This is a genomic window from Pseudomonas sp. 05T35 (assembly GCF_056396605.1).
Map to the genome: position 1 here is coordinate 1 of NZ_JBFTLU010000148.1, position 16907 is coordinate 16907.

15 protein-coding genes and 2 pseudogenes are annotated in these 16907 nt (G+C 58.9%); 14 read left to right on the top strand and 3 right to left on the bottom strand.

The genetic code is table 11. The annotated features are described in order from the left end of the window. The 8 genes and pseudogenes from AC1DH9_RS13620 to trpE all read left to right on the top strand — a co-directional run. Nucleotides 1-345, top strand: a 345-nt coding sequence (locus tag AC1DH9_RS13620; protein WP_477808289.1) for a TOBE domain-containing protein, incomplete at its 5' end; no start/stop codon positions are given. Nucleotides 346-392: 47 nt separating this feature from the next. Continuing rightward, a complete protein-coding gene (locus AC1DH9_RS13625) occupies nt 393-1433 on the top strand; it encodes an ABC transporter substrate-binding protein (protein WP_477808290.1) in 1041 nt (346 codons plus the stop codon). A 190-nt stretch (nt 1434-1623) separates the two neighbouring features. Further along, nucleotides 1624-2871, top strand: a complete 1248-nt coding sequence (locus tag AC1DH9_RS13630; protein WP_477808291.1) for an ABC transporter permease — start codon at nt 1624-1626, stop codon at nt 2869-2871. Between the two features lie 13 nt (nt 2872-2884). Continuing rightward, on the top strand, nt 2885-3709 hold the full coding sequence (locus AC1DH9_RS13635; RefSeq protein WP_427533022.1) for an ABC transporter permease: 825 nt from the start codon (nt 2885-2887) through the stop codon (nt 3707-3709). Nucleotides 3710-3924: 215 nt separating this feature from the next. Next, nucleotides 3925-5073 (top strand): iron-containing alcohol dehydrogenase, encoded by a 1149-nt coding sequence (locus AC1DH9_RS13640; protein WP_427544820.1) that lies wholly within the window; start codon nt 3925-3927, stop codon nt 5071-5073. 92 nt (nt 5074-5165) lie between these two features. Beyond that, nucleotides 5166-5840 (top strand): ribulose-phosphate 3-epimerase, encoded by a 675-nt coding sequence (gene rpe, locus AC1DH9_RS13645; protein ID WP_019693907.1) that lies wholly within the window; start codon nt 5166-5168, stop codon nt 5838-5840. Further along, nucleotides 5837-6554, top strand: a pseudogene (locus AC1DH9_RS13650) (phosphoglycolate phosphatase). Before rpe ends, AC1DH9_RS13650 begins: the two are co-directional and overlap by 4 nt. A 70-nt stretch (nt 6555-6624) precedes the next feature. Then, entirely contained in the window at nt 6625-8100 is a 1476-nt protein-coding gene (gene trpE / locus AC1DH9_RS13655; protein WP_477808292.1) for an anthranilate synthase component I, read from the top strand. A gap of 181 nt (nt 8101-8281) precedes the next feature. Here the strand turns inward: trpE and estP are convergent, their stop codons facing one another. Beyond that, nucleotides 8282-10192 (bottom strand): esterase EstP, encoded by a 1911-nt coding sequence (estP, locus tag AC1DH9_RS13660; protein WP_477808293.1) that lies wholly within the window; start codon nt 10190-10192, stop codon nt 8282-8284. Between the two features lie 399 nt (nt 10193-10591). Between estP and AC1DH9_RS13665 the strand changes: the two genes are divergently transcribed. From AC1DH9_RS13665 to AC1DH9_RS13680, 4 genes are all read left to right on the top strand, one after another. Then, complete coding sequence (locus AC1DH9_RS13665) at nt 10592-11185, top strand: aminodeoxychorismate/anthranilate synthase component II (protein WP_103319668.1); 594 nt, start codon at nt 10592-10594, stop codon at nt 11183-11185. A 9-nt stretch (nt 11186-11194) separates the two neighbouring features. Then, nucleotides 11195-12244 (top strand): anthranilate phosphoribosyltransferase, encoded by a 1050-nt coding sequence (gene trpD / locus AC1DH9_RS13670; protein ID WP_054594295.1) that lies wholly within the window; start codon nt 11195-11197, stop codon nt 12242-12244. Next, nucleotides 12241-13077: an indole-3-glycerol phosphate synthase TrpC gene (gene trpC / locus AC1DH9_RS13675; protein ID WP_427544811.1), complete on the top strand. Its 837-nt coding sequence runs from the start codon at nt 12241-12243 to the stop codon at nt 13075-13077. The genes trpD and trpC overlap by 4 nt, the downstream gene beginning before the upstream one ends. Nucleotides 13078-13144: 67 nt before the next feature. Then, nucleotides 13145-13846, top strand: coding sequence for a lipoate--protein ligase family protein (locus AC1DH9_RS13680; RefSeq protein ID WP_427544809.1), 702 nt, complete (start codon nt 13145-13147; stop codon nt 13844-13846). On the opposite strand, the gene crp is transcribed toward AC1DH9_RS13680, so the two are convergent. Beyond that, the gene (gene crp, locus AC1DH9_RS13685) at nt 13843-14487 is read right to left on the bottom strand and encodes a cAMP-activated global transcriptional regulator CRP (RefSeq protein WP_054594293.1); all 645 of its coding nucleotides are present in this window, start codon (nt 14485-14487) and stop codon (nt 13843-13845) included. The genes AC1DH9_RS13680 and crp overlap by 4 nt on opposite strands. Nucleotides 14488-14725: 238 nt before the next feature. Between crp and AC1DH9_RS13690 the strand changes: the two genes are divergently transcribed. Further along, nucleotides 14726-15148 (top strand): OsmC family protein, encoded by a 423-nt coding sequence (locus tag AC1DH9_RS13690; RefSeq protein ID WP_017138086.1) that lies wholly within the window; start codon nt 14726-14728, stop codon nt 15146-15148. Between the two features lie 238 nt (nt 15149-15386). Continuing rightward, nucleotides 15387-15993: pseudogene (speD, locus tag AC1DH9_RS13695) on the top strand (S-adenosylmethionine decarboxylase). Nucleotides 15994-16069: 76 nt separating this feature from the next. Here speD and coq7 read toward each other — a convergent pair. Further along, entirely contained in the window at nt 16070-16717 is a 648-nt protein-coding gene (gene coq7, locus AC1DH9_RS13700; RefSeq protein ID WP_019693897.1) for a 2-polyprenyl-3-methyl-6-methoxy-1,4-benzoquinone monooxygenase, read from the bottom strand. Between the last annotated feature and the right edge of the window lie 190 nt (nt 16718-16907).

Genomic DNA, 16907 nt, shown 5'->3' on the forward strand with positions numbered 1-16907 from the left:
GGCGACCGCTGCGTGGTTGAGCTGGGGCGTGGTGAAAAGGTCGAAGCGCTGGCGGTGAATGTCGGCAAGACCGGCGAGCCAGTGACGCTGTCCATTCGTCCGGAGCGCGTGAGCCTCAATGGTTCCAGCGAATCGTGCGTCAACCGCTTCTCGGGAAGGGTGGCGGAATTCATCTATCTGGGCGACCACGTCCGTGTTCGCCTGGAAGTCTGCGGCAAGACCGACTTCTTCGTGAAACAGCCAATCGCCGAGCTCGATCCGGCGCTGGCGGTCGGAGACGTGGTACCGCTTGGCTGGCAGGTCGAACACGTTCGCGCGCTCGACCCACTTCTAGAGGCGAACTGATCGCCCCGGCTTCACCAACACCAACCCGCACGTGGAGAGAACAATAAATGTTGAGATCCCTGAAACTCACAGCACTGGCACTTGGCATGATGGGCGCGGCCCATGCAATGGCCGGCCCCGACCTGACCGTGGTGTCGTTTGGCGGCGCGAACAAGGCGGCGCAGGTCAAGGCCTTCTACGCACCGTGGGAAGCCGCGGGCAACGGCAAGATTGTCGCCGGTGAATACAACGGTGAGATGGCCAAGGTCAAAGCCATGGTCGACACCAAGAGCGTGTCTTGGGATCTGGTAGAGGTTGAATCGCCAGAACTGTCCCGTGGTTGCGACGAAGACATGTTCGAGCCGCTAGACCCGGCATTGTTCGGCAAGTCCGAAGACTACGTGAAGGGCGCCATCCAGCCATGCGGCGTGGGCTTCTTCGTGTGGTCGACCGTGTTGGCCTACAACGCCGACAAACTGGCAAGCGCTCCGACCAGTTGGGTGGATTTCTGGGACACCAAGAAATTCCCGGGCAAACGCGGCCTGCGTAAAGGCGCCAAGTACACCCTGGAATTCGCTTTGATGGCCGATGGCGTTGCGCCGAAAGATGTCTACAAAGTGCTGGCCAGCAAGGACGGTCAGGACCGCGCCTTCAAGAAACTCGATGAGCTCAAGCCAAGCATTCAATGGTGGGAAGCCGGCGCTCAGCCGCCACAGTACCTGGCTTCCGGCGACGTGGTCATGAGCTCGGCCTACAACGGCCGGATCGCTGCCGTACAGAAAGAAAGCAACCTGAAAGTGGTATGGAACGGCGGCATTTACGACTTCGACGCCTGGGCGATTCCAAAAGGCCTGGATAAAACCCGTGCCGCCGCCGCGAAGAAATTCATCGCGTACTCGGTCATGCCGCAACAGCAGAAAACCTACTCGGAAAACATCGCCTACGGCCCGGCCAATATCCAAGCCGTACCGCTGTTGTCCAAAGAGATTCTGAAAGACATGCCGACCACCCCGGAAAACATCGCCAACCAGGTGCAGATCGACGTCAGCTTCTGGGCTGACAACGGTGAGCAACTGGAACAGCGCTTCAACTMGTGGGCTGCGAAGTAACCACAACCCACCAAATGTGGGAGCGAGCCTGCTCGCGATAGCGGTGGGGCAGTCAACATTGATGTTGAATGTAATGCCGCCATCGTCGGAACGCCGCCCGGAGCAGGCTCGTTCCCACAGTGGATGTGTGTATTAAAAGTTCGAGGCGGTTCGCCGCCTCTGTAACGATCAAAGAATTTCGGAGTTCGCCATGGCCATCGCCGTTCCCCTGAACGAGGGCACCAATCGCACCTTGAAGCAGCGCCTTGCGCATGCCGAACGGGTCAACCGCTGGAAAGCCCAGGCCCTGATCGCGCCGTTGGTGCTGTTTCTGTTGTTGGTGTTTCTGGTGCCGATCGTGGCGCTGCTCTACAAAAGTGTCAGTAACCCGGAAGTGGTCGGCGGAATGCCGCGCACCGTGGCTGCCATTGCGACCTGGGATGGCCGAGGCTTGCCGGCGGATCCGGTCTTCAAGGCTGCCAGCGAAGACCTCCTTGAGGCCCGCAAGAATCAAAGCCTGGGCGATCTGTCCAAGCGACTGAATATGGAGTTGGCCGGCTATCGCAGCCTGCTGACCAAAACCGCGCGAGCGCTGCCGTTCAAAACTGAACCGGCCTCCTATAAAGATGCACTCGAAGCGCTGGATGAGCGTTGGGGCGACCCGGCCTACTGGCAAGCGGTACGCCGCAACACCAGCAGCATCACGCCGTATTACTTGCTGGCAGCGGTCGATCACCGGATCGACGACCTCGGCGAAATTGCCCCGGCTACCCCTGATCAGGCGATCTACCTCGAGATTTTTGCCCGGACCTTCTGGATGGGCCTGGTCATTACCGCGATCTGCCTGGTGCKGGCCTATCCGTTGGCGTATCTGCTGGCCAACCTGCCGTCACGTCAAAGCAACCTGCTGATGATTCTGGTGTTGTTGCCGTTCTGGACCTCGATTCTGGTACGGGTGGCGGCGTGGATTGTCTTGTTGCAATCGGGCGGGCTGATCAACAGCGCGTTGATGGCGATGGGCATCATTGATAAGCCGCTGGCACTGGTGTTCAACCGCACCGGGGTTTACATCTCGATGGTGCACATCCTGCTGCCGTTCATGATTCTGCCGATCTACAGCGTGATGAAAGGTATCTCGCCAACCTACATGCGTGCGGCAATTTCCCTGGGTTGCCATCCGTTCGCCAGCTTCTGGCGAGTGTATTTCCCGCAGACTTATGCCGGTGTCGGCGCTGGTTGCCTGTTGGTGTTCATCCTGGCGATTGGTTACTACATCACCCCGGCGCTGCTCGGCAGCCCGAACGATCAGATGGTCAGTTACTTCGTCGCCTTCTACACCAACACCAGCATCAACTGGGGTATGGCGACCGCACTCGGTGGGCTGCTGCTGTTGGCGACCGTCGTGCTCTATCTGATTTACAGCTGGCTGGTAGGCGCAAGCCGCCTGCGCTTGAGCTAAGGGGAGAATCGAAATGCTGAGTCCTTATGTGTCGCCCATCGAACGGGTGTGGTTCTACAGCTTGCGCACACTCTGCGGGCTGATCCTGTTGTTCCTGATTCTGCCGGTGCTGGTGATCATCCCGCTGTCGTTCAACTCGGGGAGTTTTCTGGTCTACCCGCTGCAAGGGTTCTCGTTGCACTGGTACCAGGACTTCTTTGCCTCGGCCGAGTGGATGCGCTCGCTGAAGAACAGCATGATCGTCGCGCCAGCGGCGACGGTACTGGCGATGGTCTTCGGCACGCTGGCGGCGATTGGCCTGACCCGTGGCGACTTCCCTGGCAAGGCGCTGGTGATGGCGCTGGTGATCTCGCCGATGGTAGTGCCGGTAGTGATCATCGGTGTGGCCAGCTACCTGGCTTTCGCTCCGCTGGGATTCGGCAACAGCTTTATCTCGCTGATCGTCGTGCATGCGGTGCTGGGTGTGCCGTTCGTGATCATTACCGTGTCGGCGACGTTGCAAGGCTTTAACCAGAACCTGGTGCGTGCTGCCGCCAGCCTGGGGGCTTCGCCACTGACGGCGTTCCGCCGCGTGACCTTGCCGTTGATCGCGCCGGGGGTGATTTCCGGGGCGCTGTTTGCCTTCGCGACGTCATTCGATGAGGTGGTGGTCACGTTGTTCCTTGCCGGCCCTCAACAGGCGACGTTGCCACGGCAGATGTTCAGCGGTATCCGCGAAAACCTCAGCCCGACCATCGCCGCCGCGGCGACGCTGTTGATCGCCTTCTCGGTGTTCCTGCTGCTGACCCTGGAATGGCTGCGTGGCCGTAGCGAGAAACTGCGTACCGCACAGGTTTAACGCTACGCCTCGACCAACTGTGGGAGCGAGCCTGCTCGCGATAGCGAATTGTCAGTCGACATCAAGAGTGAATGTCAGGCCGTCATCGCGAGCAGGCTCGCTCCCACAGGGTGAATTTCTGTGAGCGTCTGCTCATTCGCTCGCGCAATAACAGACAAACCCCAATCCCCAGCTACTATTGTGCCCAGCTCCCCTATTTATAAGAGGCTGCGCACATGAGTATTTCCTCTTTCAAAATTGCTCACAAACTGCTCACCGGTGCTGGCGCCATTGAGCAGTTGGCCGCCGAGCTGACCCGTCTGGATGTCGACAACCCACTGATTGTCACCGATGCCGCGCTGGTCAAGTCCGGCACGGTGGAGCTGGCGCTGGCGCAACTGGATGGACGTACTTACGAGATTTTCGATCGGGTGTTGCCCGACCCGGAAATCGCCATCGTTGAAGACTGCATGCGCGTCTACCGCGAAGGCGGGCATGACGGCCTGATCGGTCTCGGTGGCGGCAGTGCCATCGACATTGCTAAAAGTGTTGCAGCCTATGCCGGTTACCACGGTGCGCTCGAAGACTTGTTCGGTATCGATCAGGTGCCGCGCAAAGGCCCGCCGCTGATTGCGATTCCGACCACCGCCGGTACCGGTTCGGAAGTCACCAACGTGGCGATACTGTCCGACAAGGTCGCGCAGCTGAAGAAAGGCATCATCAGTGATTATCTGTTGCCGGACGTGGCGCTGGTCAGTCCGCAAATGACCCTGACGTGCCCGCGCAGCGTGACGGCCGCCAGTGGCGTCGATGCGCTGGTGCATGCTGTTGAATCCTACCTGTCGCTCAATGCCTCGCCGATCACTGATGCACTGGCCATTGGCGCCATCAAGCTGATCATCAAGGCACTGCCCAAGGCCTACACCAATCCTTCGAACCTGCAGGCCCGTGAAGACATGGCCACTGCCAGCCTGATGGCCGGCATGGCGTTCGGTAACGCCGGGGTCGGCGCGGTGCACGCCTTGGCGTATCCGCTGGGCGGACGTTTCAACGTGACGCACGGTGTCAGCAACGCCTTGCTGCTTCCGTATGTCATGGCCTGGAATAAGATGGCGTGCATCGAACGCATGCAGGATATCGCCGAGGCGCTTGGGGTGAAAACGGCGCAGTTGAGCGCTGACGAGGCGGCGGATAAAGCGGTCGAGGCCATGGCGCGACTCTGTGCCGCAGTGGAAATTCCCCAAGGCCTGCACAGCCTTGGCATACCGGAAGATGCAATCCCGGCGATGGCTGTGGAGGCCGCGGGAATAGAGCGATTGATGCGCAACAACCCGCGTAAATTGAGCACCGCCGATATCGAGAAGATCTATCGAGCGGCCTACTAGGGCCAGACCCAATCATCGCGGTCACGGTGCGCGCGTCAAAGCATGAGGTATACAATGCGCGCCATCGTGATTCTGCTCAAAAAAGGTGCGTCATGCAGCCCTTCGCTATTGCTCCGTCGATTCTCTCCGCTGATTTCGCCCGTCTGGGCGAGGAAGTAGACAACGTTCTGGCCGCTGGCGCCGACATCGTTCACTTCGATGTCATGGACAACCACTACGTGCCAAACCTGACCATCGGGCCGATGGTTTGCTCGGCACTGCGCAAGTACGGCATCACCGCGCCCATCGACGCGCACCTGATGGTCAGCCCGGTAGACCGCATCATTGGCGACTTCATCGACGCTGGCGCGACCTACATCACCTTCCACCCGGAAGCCACGCTGCATGTCGACCGTTCCCTGCAAATGATCCGCGAAGGCGGTTGCAAGGCGGGCCTGGTGTTCAACCCGGCGACCCCTCTGGACGTGCTCAAGTACGTGATGGACAAGGTCGACATGATCCTGCTGATGAGCGTCAACCCGGGCTTCGGCGGGCAGAAGTTCATTCCCGGCACTCTCGACAAGTTGCGTGAAGCGCGCGCGCTGATCGATGCCTCGGGCCGTGACATTCGTCTGGAAATCGACGGTGGCGTGAACGTGAACAACATCCGCGAAATCGCCGCCGCTGGCGCTGACACCTTCGTCGCCGGTTCGGCCATCTTCAATGCGCCGAACTACCAGGAAGTGATTGAAAAGATGCGCTCCGAACTGGCGCTGGCTCGTCCATGAGTGGTTTTGAGCAGTTGTTCCCGGGGCATCTGCCGCGGCTGGTGATGTTCGATCTGGATGGCACGTTGATCGATTCGGTGCCGGACCTCGCAGTGGCTGTGGATAACATGCTGCTCAAACTCGGGCGTGCTCCGGCCGGTCTCGACGCGGTGCGCGAATGGGTGGGCAACGGTGCGCCGGTGCTGGTCCGTCGTGCACTGGCGGGCAATATCGATCACGCGAGTGTCGATGATGTCGAGGCCGAGCACGCGCTGGAGATCTTCATGGAAGCCTACGCGGACGGCCATGAACTGACGGTGGTCTACCCTGGCGTACGCGATACCTTGAAGTGGCTGCACAAGCAGGGTGTCGAAATGGCGCTGATCACCAACAAGCCGGAGCGCTTCGTCGCGCCGTTGCTCGATCAGATGAAGATCGGCCGCTACTTCCGCTGGATCATTGGTGGTGACACCCTGCCGCAGAAAAAACCTGACCCGGCAGCGCTGTTTTTCGTGATGAAAATGGCCAACATACCGGCCTCGCAATCGTTGTTTGTCGGTGACTCGCGCAGCGACGTGCTGGCGGCCAAGGCTGCGGGTGTGAAGTGATCCAGCCGCTGAGATAACGTTGCCCGACGCTATCCAATCCCCTCCTGGAAACTCCATCGTGGTGGTCACTCGCAAACTCTGGATGAAAGTCATCAAGGCCCTGGCCCGCTGGCGTTGGCGCGCCTGACTCGATCCTGGCCGGCTATCCGGCGCGTTTGCACACCTGACTGTTAGACCCTCACGCCACGAGGCACCTCATGATCCGCGAAGAATTCCTGCGTTTGGCCGCTGCCGGCTACAACCGCATCCCGCTTGCCTGCGAAACCCTTGCCGACTTCGACACGCCGCTGTCGATCTACCTGAAACTGGCCGACGAGCCCAACTCCTATCTGCTGGAGTCGGTGCAGGGCGGTGAGAAATGGGGCCGTTACTCGATCATCGGGCTGCCATGCCGCACGGTGCTGCGGGTGCATGATCACCATGTCAGTGTGACGGTCGATGGCGCCGAAGTAGAAAGCCACGAGGTTGAAGACCCGTTGGCCTTCGTCGAAGCCTTCAAGGCGCGCTACAACGTACCGACCATCGCCGGTCTGCCACGCTTCAACGGCGGGTTGGTGGGCTACTTCGGTTATGACTGCGTGCGTTACGTGGAGAAGCGTCTGGGCAAGTGCCCGAACCCGGACCCGCTGGGCGTGCCGGATATTCTGCTGATGGTCTCCGATGCGGTGGTGGTGTTCGACAACCTGGCCGGCAAGATGCACGCCATCGTGCTGGCCGACCCGTCGCAGGACAACGCCTTCGAACAAGGTCAGGCGCGTCTGGAAGAGTTGCTGGAAAAACTCCGTCAGCCAATCACCCCACGCCGCGGCCTGGATTTCAGCAAGCAGCAAGCGGCTGATCCGGTGTTCCGTTCCAGTTTCACCCAGGACGATTACGAGCGGGCGGTGGATACCATCAAGGAGTACATCCTCGCCGGTGACTGCATGCAGGTGGTGCCATCGCAACGGATGTCCATCGACTTCAAGGCCGCGCCGATCGATCTGTACCGTGCGCTGCGCTGCTTCAACCCGACGCCGTATATGTACTTCTTCAACTTTGGCGACTTCCATGTCGTTGGCAGTTCGCCGGAAGTGCTGGTGCGGGTCGAAGACAACCTGATCACCGTGCGCCCGATCGCCGGCACCCGCCCACGCGGTGCCAACGAGGAAGCCGACCGGGCGCTTGAAGAAGACCTGCTGTCGGACGACAAGGAAATTGCCGAGCACCTGATGCTGATCGACCTCGGCCGTAACGACACCGGTCGCGTGTCGGAAATCGGTTCGGTGAAACTCACCGAGAAAATGGTCATCGAGCGTTATTCCAATGTGATGCACATCGTCTCCAACGTCACCGGCCAGCTGAAAGCCGGCCTGACCGCGATGGACGCACTACGGGCGATTCTGCCGRCAGGTACGTTGTCGGGTGCGCCGAAGATTCGCGCGATGGAAATCATCGACGAACTGGAACCGGTCAAACGTGGCGTCTACGGTGGTGCGGTCGGCTACTTTGCCTGGAACGGCAACATGGACACCGCGATTGCAATCCGCACCGCCGTGATCAAGAACGGCGAACTGCATGTGCAGGCCGGTGGTGGCATCGTGGCTGATTCGGTGCCTGCGCTCGAATGGGAAGAAACCCTGAACAAGCGCCGCGCGATGTTCCGTGCCGTGGCCCTGGCCGAGCAAACCCCGTAAGACTGAGCTGTAACGAAGGAGCTTGTTGTGGCGAGGGAGCTTGCTCCCGCTGGCCTGCGTAGCAGGCCCCTTCATGGCGACTGCTTCGCAGCCGAGCGCGAGCAAGCTCGCTCGCCACATCAGAGAGCACCCAAAAAAACGCGGCGCCTGTGAGGGCGCCGCGTTTTTTATGGCTAGCGGTTTAGAAGTCCAGGCTGACACCCACGTTGATGCCTTGTTGGGTGAAGTCGTCGTCCTTGCGAATGTTGTAGCTGGCCCGTAGCGCCAGGTCTGGGGTCAACTTCTGGCTGACGCCCAGGTTCAGGCGATTCAGGTTGGTTTGCGGGGTGTAGCCTTGCAGGGTGAAATGATTGTCGGGCAGGCTGTTGAGGCTCATGGTCAGGTCCTGGGTGTCGTCCTTATATTCGCGTTCGTGGGCGAACTCGCCGAACACCTGAGTCTGCGGGGTGATCTGATACTTGCCCTGCAAACCGACGCCGAGGCGCTTCGAGGTGCGCTTCTGGTCACCGAAGGTCAGCGCCGTGGAGTCGTTGCCGTTCTCCGAGTAACCATCGACTTGCACCTTGGCGTAGTCGGCGCTGATGAATGGCGACAAGTGCCATGGGCTGCTTGCCTGCTGCGCGATGTCGTAACCCAGGCGAGCGGTGACAGCCAACACCGTGCCGTTGGTATCGCCTTTCTCCCCGCGTTCGTTGACGCCCAGGTCAAACTTGCGTTTGAGGCTGTCGTAGTCCAGATGCCCAGCCGTCATTGCCGCGTCAGCCCACCAGCGATTTTGCTGATATTGAGCAAACGCCGTACCCATGTACGTGTTGAGTTTGTACTGCGAGTTGTCGTTGCCCGCTTCCAGCTTCTGACGATAGAAACCGGCAGCCACGCCAACACGCCAGGCCTCGTCGAGACGGTAGCTACCGCCAATGTTCAGGTTGTAGCCGTTGCCATCGGCGCTGGCTGCACTGCGTTGATCGTCAAAATTCAGGTGCTGACCGCCACCGGCGACAATCGCACGCCACTGACCGACGTTTTKCCAGTTTTCCCAGTCGGATTGCCATTGGTTGCGCAGTTCATCCTGATGCGCACGCAGGGTGGCGTGGGCCATTTCCGGTAACAGCGTCAGTTCCCAAGGGGCTGCCAGTATGGAATACGCGTAATCGGCGATCAGGCGTTGCCCGGCTTCGGTCGGGTGTACCGAGTCGTTGTAGATCAGCTTGGTCGGGTCGGGTGTGGCGCTATTGATCCCGTATTTGGCGTTTTCGGTACAGCCGTCACCGCTGAAGCAGGTTGCGGTGAGATTCTGGTCGGTGGCCAGGCCAAATTGCGCCGGATTGGCGAACGTCTCTTTGAGCAGCACCGGAATATTGAGCGGGATGACTTCGGCGTCGACATGCTGCAACTGGCTGACCAGTTCAGTGTTGAACTGGGCGCTGAGTTGGGAAGTAAAGGCCTGGAACGGGCTGCCATTGATCGCCGGTGTCAGACCGATGTCCGGGAGTAACCAGACCATGATGTACCTGGCGCCGGCTTGTTGCAGGGTTTGCACGCTAGTGACCAGTCGATCAGCCGCAGCGCTGGCCTGGTCGAGACTGGTTACCCGGCCCTGGAGGAAATCGTTGCCGCCACCGGAGAGGTAGTAGAGCGCGTTCGGGTCAGCGCGAAAGTTGTTGCTCGGCAGATAACCGGGCCGACTGCGCTCTCCGGTGTCCGAGGTGGTAGTGATCGAGTCGAGGATCTGATCGGTACGGAAGCCCCCCGTGGCCCAGTTGTTGCCATCTGGCAGGCCTTCACTGGCGCGGACCGCCGAGGTCGAAGCGGCCGTCTGGTCAGGTGAAAACCCCAGCTTTCCCCCCAGCAACTGTGTCGAGTTAGCGGCTTTTACCTCGCCGCTACCGTCCATGTAGGTCGGTCCGACACGGTTGGTGAAGCGTAACGTCGAGCCGGCGGGGCCGCCCGGATCGGCGAACTGCCCGGCATCGTTCAGGCTGTCGCCAAAGACAATGAATTTCGTATAGGGGGCGGGGGCCGCAACGGCTTGGGCGCAGGCCATTGCAAGAACACAACTGGCGAGCGGTACAAACTTCGTCTGTTTGATCATGAGCAAGTCCATTTATTTATTGTTGTAGTGACCGGAACGACAGTACCAAAAACTTTCGCGTTTTAGCTATGGCTAAAGGCCGCATCGATTGCTTGCTCTGCGCCATATTGCACCCTCTGCTCAGCTAAGTTACTGTGCGAGAACGTATGAATGAGACCTTCCCCGTGTTGATCGTCAGCAAACTCTTGGATCAAGTCATCAAGGCCCACGCCCGTTGGCGTTGGCGCGCCTGAACTTTCTCTGCCGGCCCGGCCGGACCTGTACCTGTTTGCCTTTTTTACCCGTATGAAATGCCGCTTTTGCCGGTTCCATTCCAGCAACTGACCGAGCGTTGCGAGACTGCGGGTAAATCATTTGAAGGCCGTCTCAAAAGTCAGTGAATTCAAGAGGTTTCAAACCATGTTGCTGATGATCGATAACTACGACTCTTTTACCTACAACGTTGTGCAGTACCTTGGTGAGCTAGGCTCCGAGGTCAAGGTTGTGCGCAACGATGAGCTGACCATCGCCGAAATCGAAGCGCTCAAACCCGAGCGCATCGTCGTGTCCCCTGGCCCATGCACCCCGACCGAGGCCGGCGTGTCCATTGAAGCCATCAAGTATTTTGCCGGCAAACTGCCGATTCTCGGCGTTTGCCTGGGTCATCAATCCATCGGCCAGGCGTTCGGTGGTGATGTAGTGCGCGCCCGCCAGGTTATGCATGGTAAGACTAGCCCGGTATTCCACGAGGACAAGGGCGTGTTCGAAGGTCTTAACCGTCCGCTGACGGTCACCCGCTATCACTCGCTGATAGTAAAGCGTGAGACCTTGCCCGATTGCCTGGAATTGACCGCCTGGACTCAGCTCGAAGACGGCTCGATCGATGAGATCATGGGACTGCGCCACAAGACATTGAACATCGAAGGGGTGCAATTTCACCCCGAGTCTATCCTGACCGAGCAGGGCCACGAGTTGTTCGCCAACTTCCTCAAACAAACCGGCGGCACGCGCTAAGGACTTTCCATGGATATCAAGACTGCCCTGAGCCGTATCGTCGGCCATCTGGACCTGAGCACTGATGAAATGCGCGATGTGATGCGCGAAATCATGACCGGGCAATGCACAGACGCGCAGATTGGCGCGTTCATGATGGCCATGCGGATGAAAAGCGAGAGCATCGACGAGATCGTCGGCGCCGTCTCGGTCATGCGTGAGCTGGCGGACAAGGTCGAGCTGAAAACCCTCGACGGTGTTGTCGATGTAGTCGGCACCGGCGGTGATGGTGCAAACATCTTCAACGTCTCGACGGCTTCTTCTTTTGTGGTGGCGGCGGCGGGCTGCACCGTGGCCAAGCACGGTAACCGAGCGGTATCGGGTAAAAGCGGCAGTGCCGACTTACTGGAGGCGGCCGGGATTTATCTGAACCTGACGCCGGTTCAAGTGGCGCGTTGCATCGACAACGTCGGCATCGGTTTCATGTTCGCCCAATCGCATCATGGTGCGATGAAACACGCTGCTGGCCCGCGCCGCGATCTTGGCCTGCGTACACTGTTCAACATGCTCGGCCCGCTTACGAATCCGGCCGGTGTGAAACATCAGGTGGTGGGCGTGTTCAGTCAGGCGTTGTGTCGCCCGTTAGCCGAAGTCTTGCAGCGCATGGGCAGCAAACATGTACTGGTGGTGCATTCGAAGGATGGCCTGGATGAGTTCAGTCTGGCGGCGCCAACCTTTGTCGCGGAATTGAAGAATGACCAGATCAGCGAGTATTGGGTCGAGCCTGAAGACTTGGGCATGAAGAGCCAGAGCCTGCACGGCCTGGCGGTGGAAAGCCCGGCGGCCTCACTTGAACTGATTCGCGATGCCTTGGGGCGCCGCAAAACCGAGAACGGTCAGAAAGCCGCAGAGATGATTGTGCTCAATGCCGGTGCTGCGTTGTACGCCGCTGATCATGCGGTCAGCCTGAAAGAGGGCGTTGCCCTGGCTCATGACGCGCTGCATACCGGCCTTGCGCGTGAAAAACTTGAAGAATTGGGTGCGTTTACCGCGGTATTCAGAGTGGAGAATGAGGCATGAGTGTACCGACGGTTCTGGAGAAGATCCTTGCCCGCAAAGTCGAGGAAGTGGCTGAGCGCAGCGCTCGCGTAACGCTTGCCGAGCTGGAAGCACTGGCCAGGGTGGCCGATGCTCCGCGTGGTTTTGCCAAGGCGCTGATCGCCCAGGCCAAGCTCAAACACCCGGCGGTGATTGCTGAAATCAAGAAGGCTTCGCCGAGCAAGGGCGTGATTCGCGAGAACTTCGTGCCGGCCGAAATCGCCAGGGACTACGAGAAGGGCGGGGCAACGTGCCTCTCGGTGCTGACCGATGTCGATTTCTTCCAGGGCGCCGACATTTATCTGCAGCAGGCGCGTGCGGCGTGCAAGCTACCGGTGATTCGCAAGGACTTCATGATCGATCCTTATCAGATCGTCGAAGCCCGTGCGCTGGGTGCTGATTGCGTGCTGTTGATCGTATCCGCGCTGGATGACGTGAAAATGGCCGAACTGGCAGCCGTCGCTAAAGGCGTTGGCCTCGACGTGCTGGTCGAAGTCCACGACGGTGATGAGCTGGAGCGGGCCTTGAAGGTTCTCGATACTCCGCTGGTCGGCGTGAACAATCGCAATTTGCACACCTTTGATGTCAGCCTGGAAACCACGCTCGATCTGCTGCCGCGCATCCCGCGCGATCGCCTGGTCATTACTGAAAGTGGCATCCTCAATCGCGCCGATGTCGAGCTGATGGAAATCAGCGAGGTGTATTCGTTCCTGGTCGGTGAAGCATTCATGCGCGCCGAGAACCCGGGCACTGAACTGCAACGCCTGTTTTTTCCAGAGCGTGGCGTGGCGGTCAGCGGTTCTACACTCGACTGAACCTGATTCAATGAAGAAKCCGGCGTTGCCGGCTTTTTTGTATCCACCGCAAAGGATTCGCACTGCCATGACTCACCCCATTGCCTTGACTGTCGAAGACGGTCTGCGTGCCGAGCAGGATTTGTTGGCGACGGTCTGTGCCGGCGGCCAGGATTTTGGTTTGTTGTTCTGGCAGCCGAGCGATCGCGCGCTGGTCATGCCCCGGCGCTTGAGCCGTTTGCCGGGGTTCGAGGCCGCTTGCCAGGCCTCGGCGGCACATGGTTGGCCGGTTCTGTTGCGTGAAACCGGTGGTGAGCCGGTGCCGCAGTCGGCTGCGACGGTCAATATCGCGCTGGTGTATGCACCGCCGCGCAGCGAAGGCGACCACGGTCGGATCGAAACCGCTTATCGGCGTCTGTGCGACCCTATTTGCGCGCTGCTGACGGAGCTCGGCGGCAAGCCTTCATTGGGTGAAGTCGAGGGCGCTTTCTGTGATGGACGTTTTAACGTCAATCTCGATGGCCGCAAAATGGTCGGCACCGCTCAGCGCTGGCGCCAGAGCAAGGGTGGTCAGCGTCCGGTGGGTTTGGTGCATGGTGCGCTGTTGCTGGACGACGAGCGGGAGTCGATGGTTGAGGCGGTGAACCGTTTTAACGAGGCTTGCAGTCTGGAGCAGCGGGTTCGCGCGCAGAGCCATATCGCCCTGCATGAACAATTCGCCGCCCCGGATGCCATCGCGCGGCTGGACACCTTGTATCGGCAAATGCTCGCCGAGGTGATGTCGGCTTAGCGGGTACCGAATACCACCATGGTCTTGCCTTTGACGTTGACCAGATTGCGTTCTTCCAGGTCCTTGAGCACGCGCCCGACCATTTCCCGCGAGCAACCGACGATCCGGCCGATTTCCTGACGGGTAACCTTGATCTGCATGCCGTCCGGGTGCGTCATGGCGTCAGGCTGTTTGCACAGCTCCAGCAAGCAGCGCGCAACCCGCCCGGTGACGTCGAAGAACGCCAGGTCGCCGACCTTGCGTGTGGTATTGCGCAGGCGCTGGGCAATCTGGCCACTGAGCACATAGAGAATGTCCGGGTCTTGCTGGGACAGCTCGCGGAACTTGCAGTAGCTGATCTCGGCCACTTCGCATTCGACTTTGGCGCGAACCCAGGCGCTGCGTTCCTGTTCCTGGCCGGCTTGTTCGAACAGACCCAGCTCGCCGAAGAAGTCCCCGGCATTGAGGTAGGCGATGATCATTTCCCGACCATCGTCGTCCTCGATGAGAATGGTGACCGAGCCCTTGATGATGAAAAACAGCGTATCCGAACGATCGCCAGCGCAAATGATATTGCTCTTGGCCTGATAGCGACGGCGCTGGCAATGCATCAATAACTTGTCGAGGTTCTTGATTTTGGGTGTTGGGGTAATAGCAACCATGGTTGTATCCCGAAAAGACTGCACGGTGTGTTGTGGATTTTTTATGAATCGCTGATGACGGCCGAAAAAAACAGCAGGCTAAGTGCCATGAAATTGGCGCCAGCTTAACAGACACATTCCGTCGTTATTCGATAATTTATCAATGCTGTAAGTGTGTTGCTTGCGCTGATGCCAGTCGCTGTCAACCGAAGGCCCTGTGCTAAGCTGGCGACCCTTTTTTAACAGTGGAGTCTTGGCGATGAAGGCACGCATCCAATGGGCTGGCGAAGCCATGTTCCTCGGTGAGTCCGGTAGCGGTCACGTGGTGGTCATGGACGGTCCGCCTGATGCCGGCGGTCGGAACCTGGGTGTACGTCCGATGGAAATGCTCCTGCTCGGTGTGGGCGGTTGCAGCAATTTCGACGTGGTCAGCATCCTGAAGAAGTCCCGCCAGGCCGTGGAGAGCTGCGAAGCCTTCCTCGAAGCCGAGCGTGCGACTGAAGATCCCAAGGTCTTCACCAAAATTCACATGCACTTCGTGGTCAAGGGCCGGGCGCTGAAAGAAGCCCAGGTCAAACGCGCCATCGAGCTGTCGGCCGAGAAGTATTGCTCAGCGTCGATCATGCTCGGAGCGGCCGGGGTAGCCATCACCCACGACTACGAAATCATCGAACTCGGTTGATTCGACATTCAACTATCATAAATGCAGTGCAGACTCTGGCGATCATTGGCCCAGGTCTGCATAATGCGCCACTTTTTTCAGGGCCGTGATCGGTCAACCGACAGATCACACTCCCGAACAGACAACCAAAATCGCCATCGCGAAGAGGTGTTAACCGTCCTACGCTGGTGCGTCGTTCGCATCTGACGGGCATGCTTGATCACGCGGCCGGGCCGCATACATAGAGAGTTTTTAAACGGTGAAAAGCAAACTCAAGCTCCATGGGTTCAATAACCTGACAAAGACCTTGAGCTTCAACATCTATGACATCTGCTATGCGGAAACTCCGCAAGACCAGCAGGCTTACGTTGAGTACATCAATAAAGAGTACAACGCCAAGCGCCTGACGCAGATCCTCACAGAAGTTGTCGATATCATTGGTGCCAATATCCTGAACATCGCCAGTCAGGACTATGAACCCCAGGGCGACTTGTGGCGTCATTTCACCGCTTAAGGCGCTCAACTTCCTGATTCACCAGTTCGATTCGGATATCGTGACCGTGGATTACCGCGTGCGCGGCTTCACCCGTGACATCGAAGGCAAGAAGCACTTCATTGATCACGAGATCAACTCGATTCAGAACTACCTCTCCGAAGACACTCGCGACGCGTATCAGATGACCGACGTGAACGTGTACCAGGAAAACCTGTTCCACACCAAAATGCTGCTGAAGAACTTCGAACTGGATAACTACCTGTTCGGCGACGCCACCAGCAACCTGTCCTCTGAGCAGCGTGCTCAGGTGACTGAGCGTGTTAAACACGAAATGCTCGAGATTTTCTACGCACGGAACATGTCGAGCTGATCTTTGAAATAAAGATCGAAGGCAAAAGAAAGGGCGCTGAGATAGCGCCCTTTTTTGTGCCCGAAGATTTTGTGGGTCAGATCCGATAGGTGCTTTTGGTCATGACCTTGGCCATCAGGCTCATACCGAACTTTACCGGCGCCGGGAAGCGGAAGCCGCCAGCGTCCAGCGCGCTTTCGGCGTGCTGTTCTTCATCAATGCGCATCTGCTCAAGAATGGCCCGGGATTTCTCGTCCTCGACGGGCAGTTGCTCAAGGTGCTCGTTCAAGTGTTTGCACACCTGATCTTCAGTCGCCGCAACGAAACCCAGGCTGACTTTGTCGCTGATCAGCCCGGCGACGGCGCCGATACCGAACGACATACCGTAGAACAACGGATTGAGGATGCTGGTGTGGCTGCCCAGTTGGCGGATGCGCTGTTCGCACCAGACCAGATGATCGATCTCTTCTTCGGCTGCGTGTTCCATTGCCTCACGCACTCGCGGCAGCTTGGCAGTCAGGGCCTGGCCCTGGTACAGCGCCTGGGCACAGACTTCACCGGTATGGTTGATGCGCATCAGGCCGGCGACATGCCGGGTGTCTTCGTCGCTCATTTTCGCCTCTGGCTGCACGATGGCCGGCGACGGGCGGCAAGGCTGGCCACTGAAGGGCAGCAACGTGCGCATGGCGGTGTCGGCTTGCAACAGAAGACGGTCAATCGGCGAGTAGTGACGTTGGGTAGTCATGCTGACCTCCGGGAAGAATCTCGGCGGCCAGTTTACCGTAATCGGCCGGGTAAGGTTTGCGCTGGGTCATTGCAGAAGACCACCTGGCATTCGCAGATACTGGCTTTGTGGCGAGGGAGCTTGCTCCCGCTCGGCCGCGAAGCGGTCGTTAAGTCAGTCTGCGAGTTTCATTGGGGAGCAGCAGAAAGAC